12 protein-coding genes are annotated in these 14,503 nt (G+C 53.7%); 6 read left to right on the forward strand and 6 right to left on the reverse strand.

Features of this window, described 5'->3' with window-relative positions:
• Positions 1–19 precede the first annotated feature (19 nt).
• The 5 genes from ssuB to ssuE are packed head-to-tail and all read right to left on the reverse strand — an operon-like array spanning position 20 to position 4,280.
• Positions 20–808, reverse strand: coding sequence for an aliphatic sulfonates ABC transporter ATP-binding protein (ssuB, locus tag G5574_RS20370; protein ID WP_164483106.1), 789 nt, complete (start codon positions 806–808; stop codon positions 20–22).
• On the reverse strand, positions 805–1,596 hold the full coding sequence (gene ssuC / locus G5574_RS20375) for an aliphatic sulfonate ABC transporter permease SsuC (protein ID WP_033737624.1): 792 nt from the start codon (positions 1,594–1,596) through the stop codon (positions 805–807). The genes ssuB and ssuC overlap by 4 nt, the downstream gene beginning before the upstream one ends.
• A 10-nt stretch (positions 1,597–1,606) precedes the next feature.
• Complete coding sequence (gene ssuD / locus G5574_RS20380) at positions 1,607–2,755, reverse strand: FMNH2-dependent alkanesulfonate monooxygenase (RefSeq protein WP_033737623.1); 1,149 nt, start codon at positions 2,753–2,755, stop codon at positions 1,607–1,609.
• 10 nt (positions 2,756–2,765) lie between these two features.
• Positions 2,766–3,719 carry a sulfonate ABC transporter substrate-binding protein gene (locus G5574_RS20385; RefSeq protein ID WP_006118649.1) on the reverse strand — a complete coding sequence of 318 codons (954 nt, stop codon included), beginning with the start codon at positions 3,717–3,719 and terminating at the stop codon, positions 2,766–2,768.
• A 9-nt stretch (positions 3,720–3,728) separates the two neighbouring features.
• Entirely contained in the window at positions 3,729–4,280 is a 552-nt protein-coding gene (gene ssuE / locus G5574_RS20390) for an NADPH-dependent FMN reductase (protein ID WP_039341268.1), read from the reverse strand.
• Between the two features lie 756 nt (positions 4,281–5,036).
• Between ssuE and G5574_RS20395 the strand changes: the two genes are divergently transcribed.
• The 4 genes from G5574_RS20395 (at position 5,037) to G5574_RS20410 (ending at position 9,232) form a co-directional block, all read left to right on the forward strand.
• Positions 5,037–6,017: a glycosyltransferase family 2 protein gene (locus G5574_RS20395; protein WP_164483107.1), complete on the forward strand. Its 981-nt coding sequence runs from the start codon at positions 5,037–5,039 to the stop codon at positions 6,015–6,017.
• 83 nt (positions 6,018–6,100) lie between these two features.
• Positions 6,101–7,402 carry a flippase gene (locus G5574_RS20400; protein ID WP_039341264.1) on the forward strand — a complete coding sequence of 434 codons (1,302 nt, stop codon included), beginning with the start codon at positions 6,101–6,103 and terminating at the stop codon, positions 7,400–7,402.
• A gap of 134 nt (positions 7,403–7,536) precedes the next feature.
• On the forward strand, positions 7,537–8,547 hold the full coding sequence (gene pyrD / locus G5574_RS20405) for a quinone-dependent dihydroorotate dehydrogenase (RefSeq protein ID WP_033737618.1): 1,011 nt from the start codon (positions 7,537–7,539) through the stop codon (positions 8,545–8,547).
• 142 nt (positions 8,548–8,689) lie between these two features.
• Positions 8,690–9,232 (forward strand): cell division protein ZapC, encoded by a 543-nt coding sequence (locus G5574_RS20410; RefSeq protein WP_006118654.1) that lies wholly within the window; start codon positions 8,690–8,692, stop codon positions 9,230–9,232.
• Position 9,233: 1 nt separating this feature from the next.
• Here the strand turns inward: G5574_RS20410 and G5574_RS20415 are convergent, their stop codons facing one another.
• On the reverse strand, positions 9,234–10,343 hold the full coding sequence (locus G5574_RS20415) for a YcbX family protein (RefSeq protein WP_164483108.1): 1,110 nt from the start codon (positions 10,341–10,343) through the stop codon (positions 9,234–9,236).
• Between the two features lie 108 nt (positions 10,344–10,451).
• On the opposite strand from G5574_RS20415, the gene rlmKL reads away from it, so the two are divergent.
• A complete protein-coding gene (gene rlmKL, locus G5574_RS20420; RefSeq protein ID WP_164483109.1) occupies positions 10,452–12,566 on the forward strand; it encodes a bifunctional 23S rRNA (guanine(2069)-N(7))-methyltransferase RlmK/23S rRNA (guanine(2445)-N(2))-methyltransferase RlmL in 2,115 nt (704 codons plus the stop codon).
• Between the two features lie 5 nt (positions 12,567–12,571).
• Positions 12,572–14,497 (forward strand): ABC transporter ATP-binding protein, encoded by a 1,926-nt coding sequence (locus G5574_RS20425; protein ID WP_033737615.1) that lies wholly within the window; start codon positions 12,572–12,574, stop codon positions 14,495–14,497.
• The last annotated feature ends 6 nt before the right edge of the window (positions 14,498–14,503 follow it).

A 14,503-nucleotide genomic window follows, 5' to 3' on the forward strand; every position in this document is an offset into this window, starting at 1 on the left:
GCCATGGCCCGCCGTTTCATCAGCGCTGTTGCGCATAGCGCGGCGGTTTATCTGCCGCACTGCGACGCATCACCCGATCCAGCACCTCCGCTTCCAGCTCGGCCAGACGGGCGGAACCCCGCCGCCGGGGACGCGGCAAATCAACCTGCAAATCCAGCCCAATCCGACCTTCCTCAATCAGCAGAACCCGATCCGCCATTGCAACCGCTTCACTGACATCATGGGTGACCAACAGCACCGTAAAATTGTGTTGCTGCCACAGTGATTCAATCAGCTCCTGCATCTCAATTCGGGTTAACGCATCGAGCGCGCCGAGTGGCTCATCCAGAAGGAGCAGACCGGGGCGATGAATCAGGGCGCGAGCCAGTGCCACGCGCTGTTTCTGACCGCCAGACAGGGCGGCAGGCCAGTCACTGGCGCGATCGGCCAGCCCAACGGCCGCCAGCGCCTCGTGTGCGGCTTCCCGCCAGGCATTGCCCCGCAGACCAAGTGCCACGTTATCAATCACTTTTTTCCAGGGCAGCAGTCGCGCATCCTGGAACATCAGACGGGTTTCGTCGCGCGCCGTGTGCAATGGCGCAGTGCCGGCCAGTAGCTGACCCTCAGTGCTGTTTTCCAGCCCGGCCAGCAAACGCAGCAGGGTACTTTTGCCGCAGCCGCTGCGGCCCACGACGGCCACAAATTGTCCAGACGGTATGTGCAGGTCGAGGTTATTAAGAATCGTACGCTCGCCATATTTTTTGCTGACGCCCTTTACACCAACCGGCGTACCGGCCGTCAGACGCGCCGGTATAGCGGAGTTAATCATGCAGCTTCCTCCTTATGTTGATAAGCCGGATGCCAGCGTAACCAGACACGTTCCAGCAGTAGCGCACTGACATCGGCCAGTTTCCCCAGCAGGGCATAAAGAATAATGGCGACCATCACCACATCGGTTTGCAGAAACTCACGGGCATTCATGGCCAGGTAGCCAATCCCGGCGTTAGCGGAAATGGTTTCAGCCACAATCAGCGTGAGCCACATTAATCCCAGACCAAAACGCACGCCGACCATGATGCTCGGTAACGCACCCGGCAATATCACCTGCACAAACAGGCTCCAGCCTGATAAGCCATAGCTGCGTGCCATTTCAACCAGCCCCCGATCCACGTTGCGAATGCCGTGATACGTATTCAGATAAATCGGGAACAGTGTGCCCAGCGCCACCAGAAAAATTTTGGCGGTTTCATCGATACCAAACCACAGGATGACCAGCGGGATAAGCGCCAGATGAGGCACGTTACGTAACATTTGTACCGAGGTATCCAGCAGGCGCTCGCCCAGACGTGAGGTGCCGGTAATCAATCCCAGCACTAACCCGATCGAACCGCCGATGCTAAAGCCCAGCAGCGCGCGCCAGCTGCTGATAGCCAGATTCCGCCACAGCTCGCCGCTGGCGGCCAGTTGCCAGAAGGTGGTGACGATCTTCTCCGGTGCCGGCAGGATACGGCTGGAGAGCCAGCCGGTCTGCGACGCAATCTGCCAGACCACGACCAGTAACACCGGTAACAGCCAGGGCACAAGCGCCGCTGAGAAGGATTGACGTAATCGGATCATGGCGATCTCCTCAGGCCCGTGCGGCTTTTTTCTCGGGGGTAAAATCGTTCGCAACTGCTTCACCGTGCGCCTGAACGACCCGAGGTTGAGGCACTTCAGGTATCTTCAGATCCAGATGGGGAAACAGCAGCTCGCCCACGCGATAGGCTTCTTCCAGGTGCGGATAGCCGGAAAGAATAAAGGTTTCAATGCCCAGCGCTTCGTACTCTTTCATTCGCGCCGCTACGGTTGGGGCATCGCCCACCAGCGCGGTACCGGCACCGCTGCGAACCAGCCCAACGCCAGCCCAGAGATTGGGGCTAATCTCCAGTTTGTCACGGCGACCTCCGTGCAGGGCGGCCATGCGTTGCTGCCCAACGGAATCGGTACGCTGGAAGGCGCTTTGCGCTCTGGCAATAGTGGCGTCATCAACGTTAGCAATCAGTTTGTCGGCGGCCTGCCAGGCTTCTTCATTGGTTTCACGGACGATGACATGCAGGCGGATACCAAAACGAACCTGGCGGCCCTGAGCAGCGGCTTTCGCGCGCACCTGTTCAATTTTTTCTTTTACCAGTTCAGGCGGCTCGCCCCAGGTGAGGTACACATCAACCTGTTCAGCGGCCAGATCCTGAGCGGGCTCTGATGACCCGCCAAACCACAGCGGTGGACGAGGCTGCTGCACCGGCTTAAACATCAGGCGCGCCCCGCGCACATGCACATGCTTGCCCTCGTAGTCTACTGTTTCACCTTCCAGCACCCGGCGCCAGACGCGGGTGAACTCGGCCGATTCGGCATAGCGTTCACGATGGTCGAGGAAAACGCCATCACCTGCCAGCTCTTCGGGATCGCCGCCCGTTACCAGATTAAACAGTGCACGTCCGTTAGACAGGCGATCGAGCGTCGCGGCCTGGCGGGCGGCCTGAGTCGGTGAAATCACGCCAGGGCGCAGGGCAACCAGAAAACGCAGGCGCTGAGTGACCGGAATTAATGAGGCGGCCACCAGCCAGGCATCTTCACACGAGCGGCCGGTCGGGATCAGCACGCCACCAAAACCCAGGCGATCGGCTGCCTGCGCGACCTGCTGCAGATACGCATGATCGACCGGGCGCGCACCTTCGGCCGTGCCAAGGTAGTGACCGTCACCATGGGTGGGCAGGAACCAGAATACGGAAACACTCATTTTTCTCTCCTTATTGCGTCACGCTACGGGGATGCCAGATGCGATCGGCAATTGATACTTTCACGGGAATCAGGTGATTGGCATAAAACAGATCGGCGGTTTTCTGTTGTAACGCAACAGTGTGCGCGCTGACCGGGCTGACCGGGCTAGGGGGACGATGATCCAGATTACTGGCAATGACCGCCTCAGGCAGGCCAATGGAGGTGGCAAGCAGATGAATGCTCTGGTCACGTTCGCTGCGCGTCAGCGCTTCCGCATCGCTAAAGGTTTTGAGCGTTGCTAAGACAAAGTCATTATGGTTCTGGGCGAATGCGCGCGTCGCAAGGTAGAACGGACCGGTCTGATTGAGTGTGGTACCGTCTTTTAAAACGCGAACGTGCCCCTGAAGCAGCACTGCGGAATAATAGGGATCCCATATCGCCCAGGCATCAACGTTACCCTGCTGAAAGGCCGCGCGGGCATCGGCAGGCGTAAGATAAACCGGCTGTATATCTTTGATTGACAGGCCGGCCTCCTCCAGTGCGCGCAGTAACAGGTTGTGCGAGCTTGAGCCTTTCTGAAAGGCCACTTTTTTGCCCTTCAGGTCGGCCACCGATTTCAGCGGGCTGTCCTGGCTGACCAGAATCACCTCGGCTTTGGGCTTAGGCGGCTCCGAGCCGATATAGAGTAAATCTGCCCCCGCCGCCTGGGCAAAAATGGGTGGAATATCGCCGGTACTGGCAATATCAATACTGTTAACGTTCAGGGCTTCCAGCATTTGTGGCCCGGCTGGAAATTCAACCCACTGTATTTTGGTCTGAGGGAAACGCGTTTCCAGTAACCGGTGAGCTTTTGCCAGCACCATACTGACCGATCCTTTCTGGTAGCCGATACGCACCTGTTCGGGGGCTGGCTCAGCAGCATAAACCTGAGTTCCCGTTATCAACATCCCTGCCAGTAACCATGCGCTTACTATCCGTTTCATGCTTAATCCTTATACTGCCCAGGCAACCGGTTGATGACGGCGTGACAATGCCAGTGAGAAAGAATCCACCGCCTCATCCAGGCGGGTGGCCAGAAGGGGATCCAGTTCTGGCTGACGATCGTAATGCGTGATCTGTTTATCTTCGGCATAAACCCCATGAAGCACTTCTTCCGCTTTCAGCGCGTTTAAAACGGGCTTGAGCGCGTAATCCAGCGCCAGCATGTGGCCTGCGCTGCCACCACTGGCAAGCGGCAGCACGACTTTGTGTGCCAGTGCGCGTTCGGGCAACAGGTCCAGCACCGTTTTCAGCGCACCCGAGAAAGACGCCTTGTAAACGGGCGTAGCAATCACCAGACCATCGGCGGCAGACAAGTCCTCGCTCAGCGCCAGAATCGCCGGAGAATCAAAGCGGGCGTTAATAAGGTCTTCCGGCTGAAAGTTATGAATATTCCACGGAATAACTTCCACGCCGCGCGCTTCCAGTTTGTGCTGGCACAGCGCCAGTAACGAGGTGGACCGTGAAGGAAACCGTGGACTGCCTGCCAGGGTAAGCACTCGCATTCACTACTCCTTATAACTGAAAGTTATTGATTATCTGTTGTTGAGAACTCAGGCTTTCATCCTGGCAGAGGCCACGGCAGGGCTTAAATGATTTTTCTGACAATCTAAAGGTGAAAACCGCAAAAGGAAGATAAGGCGTGGCATCTGGAATCCAGGAGAAAACCGCTACGACAAATCTTAAAAACGGCCTGGTACGCAACGGGATACATTAATCCGGATGAATGAATTCTCTGTCGCAGATGGATTTCGTACATTTGGTTACTTGAATATCGCAATATTGAAATAAATCTATGAAAGAAAAGAATGGTCTTCTCTGACTGTGGGTTATCAAAATGGACAAAGCGAAAAAGATTCGATGTTTCAACGGGGTTTTGTGATGTGATAAACCTGGGTTTAAGACGGGTTCCACAAAAGTGTCAGATAAACAGGGCCAGCATTTATAAAAATTTTAATGGAATTTCACAACTGGTTACAGGCGGCAGGGCGAAAGTGAAAAGGGGACTGATGTATTTATTAAATGATTTCTCAACAAAGTGACGAAAGGTAAGTGATTAAACTTTAGTTTTTCTTACGATGGTTTTTGCCTGTGCTGCCTCCGCACGATATTGAGGCAGGCATTTTGCGGCATCAGGCATTAAAATAACGCTGCTCAATGTAAGCGCCTGTTATTTTAAATATAACTATTCGCCCTTAGTCAGTGCCTGTCTCAGGCTGGTGGATTTTATTTTTCATTTTCTAACAGCAGAGAAATCATGTATGTCTGACATCCTGTTATCGGTCATTATTCCAACGTACAACGTTGAGAAATATATTGTTGAATGCGTTGACTCCCTGGTAAGTCAAATTCGCGCGCCGAATGAAATTATCATTGTTAACGACAGTTCGACTGACGGGACAGTGGCGTTAATTGAACAGCATTATGCGCACCTGCCCCAGGTCAAGGTGATCACGATTCCGAATGGAGGAGCAGGCAATGCGCGTGACAAAGGCGTAGAGGCCGCTAAAGGACAGTTTGTTTTTTTCTGCGATCCTGATGATGTGGTGGTGGACGGCCTTGTCAGCGAACTGGCTCAGGTCATTGAGCATTATCCGGATACGGATTTGTTTTGTTTTAATTCCAGTGCTTACCGTGAAGACAAAGCGGAAATCACATGGCCGAAAGTCAGGCACGGCCTGTTTGGCATTCAGCGCCCGCAGGATGTCCTGTTGGGATTGTTACAAAACGGTTCGTATACTTCCGCCGCCTGGAATTATGTCGTGAAAAAAAGCGTCATCCAGCAGCATCAGTTACGTTTTATCGATCGTGTTCATGAAGACCATAATTTCACGTTATCGGTGTTTATGAAATGCAATCAGGTCTGGGTAAGCCGTCAAACCTATTACAAACAGCGCATCCGTGGCGGCTCACTGACCAACAGTAGCAAAAACCCGACCTTTTTTATTCAACGCTACAATGCATTTATTACAACCTTCAACACATTGTGCCGTTCACTTCATAAAAGTGAATTGAAAAAGGATTTAGAAAAAGCCTACCTGTTTCATTCCTTCCGGTTGATGATTTATTTGTCGCTCTACAACCAGACGCCCGTTCCTGACTATGTGCTTAATGCGATTCGTTATTTCGGGCGCAGAGTTAAAGCCAGCAGTCTGAAAGAGTGGCTGCTGTTCAACAGTCCGGAAACCTTCATTTTATTGCAAAGCCATAAAGTGAAAAAAGAACTCAAACGCGTTCCGTAATTCCGAAAAATGGCAAGTGATATTGTTTGCACCTGAGCGAAATGAGAAGGTGAGGCATGCAATGTGTATAAGGTTGTTGCGACATGGCAAAAGTGCTCGATAAAAGTTTAGTAGTCAATATCTTATCTTTGCTGGCGTACCGGGGAGCTTCTTTCCTGTTTCCGCTGGCGACCTTACCCTACCTGGCGCGCGTGCTGGGTGTCGATCATATGGGGATTCTGGCGTTGGCCATCGCCTGCGTACTTTACTGCAGTACGATTTCTGACTGGGGGTTCAATGTTTTTACGACTAAAGACATTGCCCACCACCGTGATGATAAGGCGCGCGTGACGCAACTCTTCTGGTCAACATTCAATGCCAAACTGATGCTGCTGCTGCTGACCAGCGGCACATTGCTCACGGCGACCTGGTTTAATCCGTCCTGGCATTCATTGTTTTTTATTATTCTGGCTAACTGCACCACGTTAGTCGGTTCACTGTTTTCCTTTGGCTGGCTGATGCAGGGTTTTGAGAAGCTGGGTAAAACGGCGATGATCGCCACCTTTGGCAACTTTTGTGCCATCCCGCTGACGTTTTTACTGGTGAAAACACCGGACGATACCTGGCTGGCGGCGCTGATACCGGGCGCGGTATCAATTATTAACGCCATTATTACGCTAAAGTTTGTGCTGGAAATGAAGGTGATTGGCGCGTATCGCTTCGAACCGAAAGAGATCAAACAGCGCATTACCGACAGTGCAGATGTGTTTATCGCCATTGCCGGTGCTAACCTGTTTAACAGCGTAAACGTCGTGATTCTCGCCAGCTTTACCTCCCACTACATGGTGGGGATCTACAACGGTGCGGACAGGCTGCGCAAAGCCGCGAATTCTGTACCGGAGCAGATTGGCAGCGCGTTTTTCCCGCGCGTCAGCCATCTGTTTGGTCGCGATAAAGCGGCTGCGGTTGCTGCCACACGTAAAAGCCTGATGCTGTCTTTTGGCCTCAGTCTGTCTATTGTGATCTTTACCTGGCTGTTTGCCGATCAGGTGGTGTCATTGCTGTTAGGCAAAGACTTCCTGCCGTCAGCCGATGTTCTCCGCGTCTTTGTGCTGTGCTTCCTGTTCGGCAATATCGCCTATCCCGCCGGACTGCAGATTCTGATTCCGCACGGGCTGGCGCGTCAGCGCATGATGGTGATGATGGTCGCGGGCGTCGTCAACGTACCTGTTTGCTGTTTGCTGGCGTGGAAATTTGGCGCGATCGGCGCAGCATGGTCAATGGTGCTGGCGGAAGTGCTGGTCTGTATCGGTATTTTTGGCATTATGGTTCGCCACAATATCTGGCGTGACTATGCGTTTCCGGACAGGATGAATTCGCGCACGGCAAACGATTCCGTTGTGTAAGATCAAATCTGCGTCAAACAGTTTCCTCGCTTAACGCCCCACGATTTACTTTTGCGCCAGAGCACCTTACCATTCTGGCGCACAATTTCCTGTGCACTGATTTCCACCGTCGCTTCCGTCTTCCAGGAGAGTGCATGTTTTACTCAATCGTCCGACCGGCGTTATTCAGGCTCGATCCTGAGCGCGCGCACCATCTCACCTTTCAGCAGTTACGCTTTATGAGCGGCACGCCGCTGGAAGCCCTTATCCGCCAGCGTTTACCCTCGCGCCCCGTGACCTGTATGGGGCTGACGTTTGATAATGCGCTGGGCCTTGCGGCCGGGCTGGATAAAAATGCCGAGTGCATTGATGCGTTTGGCGCAATGGGATTTGGTTTTGTTGAAGTGGGAACGGTCACACCACGGGCTCAGCCAGGTAACGATAAGCCGCGCATGTTTCGCTTAGTTGAAGCCGAAGGGATTATTAACCGCATGGGATTCAATAATCTCGGCGTGGATAATCTGGTGGAAAATGTCAAAAAATCCCGATTCAAGGGCGTGCTGGGCATCAATATTGGCAAAAATAAAGATACGCCAGTGGAGCAGGGCAAAGACGATTATCTGCTGTGCATGGAGAAAATTTATGCCCATGCCGGTTATATTGCCATCAATATTTCGTCACCGAATACGCCAGGTTTACGTTCTCTGCAATATGGTGAGGCGCTTGACGATCTGCTCAGTTCCATCAAAGCAAAACAAAAAGAACTGGAAAAGCGGCATCTCAAATATGTGCCTGTCGCTGTAAAGATCGCGCCGGATCTTTCTGAAGACGAGTTGATCCAGGTGGCTGACAGTTTAGTTCGCCACCAAATTGATGGCGTCATTGCCACAAATACTACGCTGGATCGTACCCTGGTGAATGGACTGAAATATAGCGAGGAAGCCGGGGGATTAAGTGGACGTCCGGTTCAGTCGCGCAGCACCGCCGTCATTCAGCGTCTGTCACAAGAGCTGCAGGGGCGTTTGCCCATTATTGGCGTGGGCGGAATTGATTCGCTGACCGCAGCACGAGAAAAAATCGCTGCCGGCGCCACGCTCGTTCAAATTTATTCTGGTTTTATTTATAAAGGTCCGGGCTTAATTAAAGATATCGTGACCCACATCTAAGAGAATCGCTCTATTAATGCGCCGGGGGGTTTATTTCTCTCTCCGGCTCGTTTATATTTTGTCCTGTTGCACGATTTTTCAGCATTCATTATTCTTCGACAGATATTTTGCCTTTAGCACAGCGGTAAATACAGGGCACACGATGAAAATTAAACCCGATGACAACTGGCGTTGGTATTATGACGCCGAGCACGACCGGATGATGCTCGATCTGGCTGACGGTATGCTTTTTCGTTCCCGCTATGCACGCAAAATGCTGACACCGGATGCTTTCACGGAATCCGGATTTTGTGTTGATGACGCCGCGCTCTATTTCACCTTTGAAGAGAAGTGCCGCCAGAGCCCGTTAAGCAGTAATCAGCGCGCCGAACTGGTGTTAAATGCGCTGGTGGCCGCCCGCTTTCTAAAACCCCTGATGCCCAAAAGCTGGCATTTCTCCGCACATCGCCAGCCAATGCAACCTGCGGTCGGCGAGATGGTTGAGGTTACGCTGGCCGAGAATGGCGAGCAGGCACGTTTGCTGGTGGTTGAAAATGGCGATAACGCCGCGCTCTGCCTGCTGGCGCAGCCCGCGTTAACGCTGGCGGGCAAAGGAATGGTGTTAGGGGATGCGATTAAAGTGATGAACGACCGTCTTCAACCGCATCAGCAGGAAAAAACCACGCGTTATGCACGCGCGGTGTAACTTACTTCACATCAATATCCCCGGCAGGAATACAACTGCAACTCAATATTGTGCCATCCTCACGGATGGCACTCTGTTTTAAGGGCTTCACTTTTCCCGCCACCAGGGTGATTTTGCAACTGCCACACAAACCTGCCCGACACGAGTAGGGAATGCGGAACCCCTGGGCTTCGAGCTGCTCAAGCAAAATTTGCTGGTTATCGCCGCTGAATGTCTGGCCCTGATACGAAATCGTCACCGCATTGGGGGATTGCTGCTGCGGCTTGAGGGTTTCCACAACCTCTCCCGCACCATAGGCGCGTGGCGGCTGGCGTTTGACGACCTTGACGTCATCACCGACACGAATAATCCCGCTGTTTAGCGCAATAAGGTTCAGGCCAAAATCAATGTCACCACTGCCGTCCTGTGCGGTGCGAAAGCCCTGAAGTGTGGCGAGAGGTTGTCCGTCAGGATGTTTCTGGCCATTTTCAACGCTAACCGTAGTAAACACGCAACGACTGCAGGGCTTAGGGACGGCAAAATGTACCTGACCTACCGTAATCTCCGCCCAGTTGTCTTCATCCCAGGCAGGCGCACCGCTGACCACCAGGTTAGGACGAAATTGCTCAACGCGCACGCTGGCCGGACAGCGCTGCTGCAGATCCCGTAGAGAGGCATTATTCACTAACAGATAAGGATAGCCATCGGCAAACCCCAGCGGCACCTCGGTGAAGCGCTTCACGCGGCGTGACGGCTGTGGTCCAGTCCAGCGCAGTTGGACCGGTCTTGGGAAAAAGGCACTCAGCCACTGGTTGATCGCCTCGGGCGCGATACGGGCGGTAAAGGTGTTTCCCCATACCTCTGTTGGCGCTTCCGTTTGCGTAAAATCGGCGAAGCGAATCAGCAACTGACTGCCGTCGGGCGCCTGTAAAAATAATCCCTCAGGGGTGACGGCGGGCGTAAACTGCACCATTTCCGGGAACTGGCGCGCAGTAATAAAAGTGCCATCGGGTTCGGTCACCATAAAAATGCGATCGAAGGTCAATCCGCTATTGGCAGCCCAGGCATGGGAAACCTGCAACCCCCGCATTGATTTAACAGGATGAATAAACAAGCGGGAAAGCGTAATCATGACAGTCTCCTGAAGCAGGCGCGCAAGACAAAAGAAGCTAACTTTATGACATAGGTCTGCGATTCGCTATAATGCGCAACAATTTTCTCAAGAGTAAAAAGTGACGATATGAATTCTCTGTTTGCCAGCACGGCGCGTGGGCTCGAAGAGCTGTTAAAAAATGAGCTGGACGCGCTGGGCGCGCAGGACCTGCAAGTGGTACAGGGAGGCGTTCACTTCAAAGCTGACGATCGCGTCATGTATCAAAGCCTGATGTGGAGCCGTCTGGCGTCGCGCATTCTGCTTCCGCTGACGGAGGTGGGCGTGTACAGCGATCTCGATCTTTATCTTGGTGTGCAGGGCATTGACTGGCCTGCTACCTTTGGCAGCGATAAAACCTTTGTGGTGCATTTTAACGGGACTAACGAGGCGATCCGTAACAGTCAGTTTGGCGCGTTGCGTGTCAAAGACGCGATTGTTGACAGCTTTACCCGCCGCAATCTGCCACGACCAGATGTGGTTCGTGAACAGGCGGATATCCGCATTAACGTCTGGCTCGACGACGATCGCGCCAGCATTGCACTGGACCTCAGCGGCAGCGCATTACACCAGCGTGGTTATCGCCAGCAAACCGGTCAGGCGCCGTTGAAAGAGAACCTGGCCGCAGCCATTGTGATGCGTTCAGGCTGGCAAACGACTACGCCGCTCATCGACCCGATGTGTGGTTCCGGTACGCTGCTGATTGAAGCGGCACTGATGGCCTGCGATCGTGCGCCAGGTTTACTCCGGAGCCAGTGGGGCTTTACGGCCTGGGCCGGCTTTAACGAAAGCCTGTGGCTGGACGTTAAACGCGATGCGCAGGCGCGGGCCCGTGCGGGCACGGCGGCCTGTCAGGCACGTTTTTATGGTTTCGATAATAATGGCCGGGTGCTGGAATGGGCGAAAGCCAACGCCCGCCGCGCAGGCGTTTTCGAGTTGTTCACCTTTGGTCAACAGGACCTGCTGAAGCTGAACAATCCGCTTGAGAACGGCGTAACGGGCACGGTACTGAGTAACCCACCGTACGGTGAGCGTCTGGAAAGCGAGCCTGCGCTTATTGCCCTGCACAGTCAGTTGGGGCGGCTGATGAAGCAGCATTTTGCGGGCTGGAACTTATCGCTGTTCAGCGCCTCACCCGAGCTGCTCAGTTGCCTGCAACTGCGCGCCGAGCGGCAGTTCAAGGCGAAAAACGGACCACTGGACTGCGTACAGAAGAATTATCAGTTATCTGCCGCCAGTGGTGAGCGCGCCAACCAGATTGCCGAAGATTACGCTAACCGCTTGCGTAAAAACCTGAAGAAGCTCGATAAATGGGCGCGCCAGGAAGGGATTGAGTGCTATCGCATTTATGATGCCGATCTGCCTGACTACAACGTGGCGGTGGATCGCTATGCGGACTGGGTAGTGGTACAGGAATATGCGCCACCGAAAACTATCGACGCAAATAAAGCCCGTCAGCGCCTGTTCGATGTTATCAGCGCGACGCTCAGCGTGCTGGAGCTGCCGTCCAGCCGCCTCATCCTGAAAACCCGCGAACGCCAAAAGGGCAAAGCGCAGTATCAGAAACTGAGCGAGAAGGGCGATTATTTCGAGGTGCAGGAATTCAATGCCCGCTTCCTGGTGAATCTGACCGATTACCTGGACACCGGGTTGTTCCTCGATCACCATATTGCGCGCAAAATGCTGGGCCAGATGAGCCAGGGCAAAGATTTCCTGAATCTGTTTGCCTACACCGGCACCGCCAGCGTCCATGCGGGGCTGGGCGGCGCGCGTTCTACGACCACAGTGGATATGTCGCGCACCTATCTGGAATGGGCGGAACGGAACCTGCGGCTGAATGGCCTGACAGGCCGTCAGCATCGCTTATTGCATGCGGACTGCCTGAGCTGGCTGAATGAAACTGATGAAAATTTCGATCTGATCTTTATCGATCCGCCTACGTTCTCAAACTCTAAACGTATGGAAGAGAGTTTCGATGTGCAGCGCGACCATATGATGCTGATGCGCAATCTGAAGCGTCTGCTGCGCAAAGGCGGCACCATCATGTTCTCGAATAACAAACGTGGTTTCAAAATGGATCTGGACGGCCTTAAGGCATTAGGCCTTCAGGCGCAGGACATCACACAGAAAACCCTGTCACAGGATTTTGCGCGTAATCGCCAAATTCACAACTGCTGGCTGATTACACATGCCGGTAAGGAATAAGCTACATGTCATTAATTAGTATCCACGGCGCTTATCTCTCCTTCAGCGATGCGCCGCTGTTAGATAACACCGAGCTGCACATCGAAGAGAATGAGCGCGTGTGTCTGGTTGGTCGTAACGGTGCGGGTAAATCCACATTGATGAAAATCATCAACGGCGAGCAACCGCTGGATGATGGTCGCATCATTTATGAGACCGATCTGGTCGTCGCACGTCTGCAACAGGATCCGCCGCGAAATATTACCGGCTCGGTTTACGACTTTGTGGCAGAAGGCGTACAGGAACAGGCGGAGCATCTGAAAGCCTACCACGCGATTTCCCATCAGGTCATGGAGGATCCGAGCGACAGGAACCTCAATGAGATGGCACGCTTGCAGGGCATTCTGGATCACCACAATCTGTGGCAACTGGAAAGTCGCATCAATGATGTGTTGCAGCAGATTGGCCTGTCGCCGGATACGGAGCTGTCGTCGTTATCGGGCGGCTGGTTACGTAAAGCCGCGCTCGGACGTGCGCTGGTCAGTAATCCACGCGTACTGATGCTGGATGAGCCAACGAACCACCTGGATATTGAAACGATTGACTGGCTGGAAACCTTCCTGAAAAGTTTCAGCGGCAGCATCGTGTTTATCTCTCATGACCGTTCGTTTATTCGCAATATGGCCACCCGTATCGTGGATCTGGATCGTGGCAAACTGGTTTCGTGGCCAGGTAACTACGACGCCTATCTGGAAGGCAAAGAAGAAGCCTTGCGCGTTGAAGAAATGCAAAACGCCGAGTTTGATCGCAAGCTGGCACAGGAAGAAGTGTGGATCCGTCAGGGGATTAAGGCGCGCCGTACCCGTAATGAAGGCCGCGTCCGCGCGTTAAAAGCCTTGCGTCGCGAGCGCTCAGAGCGCCGTGAGGTGATGGGTAAAGCCAATATGCAGGTCGGCGAAGCGTCCCGTTCCGGCAAAATTGTCTTTGAGCTGGAGAATGTCGATTACGCGGTAGACGGCAAGCAACTGGTTAACGATTTCTCGGCGCAGGTTCAGCGCGGCGACAAGATTGCCCTGATTGGCCCAAATGGCTGTGGCAAAACCACCTTACTGCGCCTGATGCTGCAACAGCTTAAGGCCGACCATGGCCGCGTGCATTCAGGCACCAAGCTTGAAGTGGCCTATTTCGATCAGCATCGTGCAGAACTCGATCCCGACAAAACGGTGATGGATAACCTCGCCGAAGGGAAGCAGGAAGTGCTGGTGAACGGTAAGCCCCGCCATGTGCTGGGTTATCTGCAGGACTTCCTGTTCCATCCCAAGCGGGCGATGACACCTGTCAGAGCGCTGTCCGGTGGCGAACGTAACCGCCTGCTGCTGGCGCGTTTGTTTCTGCGCCCAAGTAACCTGATGATCCTCGATGAACCGACCAACGACCTTGATGTGGAAACACTGGAACTGTTGGAAGAGCTTATCGACGGCTATCAGGGCACCGTGCTGCTGGTCAGCCACGATCGTCAGTTTGTGGATAACACCGTGACGGAGTGCTGGATCTTTGAAGGCAATGGTGAGATTGGCACCTTCGTCGGGGGTTATCACGATGCCCAACAGCAGCGTGCGGCCTATAAGCAGCAAAAAACGCAGGTGACCGCGAAAGCGAAAGAGGCAAATCGTGCCGCTCAGTCTGCTGAACCGAAAAATGAATCTGCCAAACGCAGCGCGAACAAACTAAGCTATAACCTGACGCGTGAGCTGGAGCAGTTACCGCAAAAACTGGAACAGTTAGAGGCGCGTATCGGCGAACTGCAGGCAAGCATGAGCCACCCGGATTTCTTCAGCCAGCCGCACGATAAAACGCAGCCGGTGCTGGATGAACTGGCTCAGGTGGAAGCGCAGCTGGAAACCGCGTTTGCGCGTTGGGAAGAACTGGAATCAATGAAAAACGGCGGCTAGCGATAA

Origin of the sequence: Pantoea stewartii, assembly GCF_011044475.1 — a bacterium.
GTDB classification, from domain to species: Bacteria; Pseudomonadota; Gammaproteobacteria; order Enterobacterales; family Enterobacteriaceae; genus Pantoea; species Pantoea stewartii.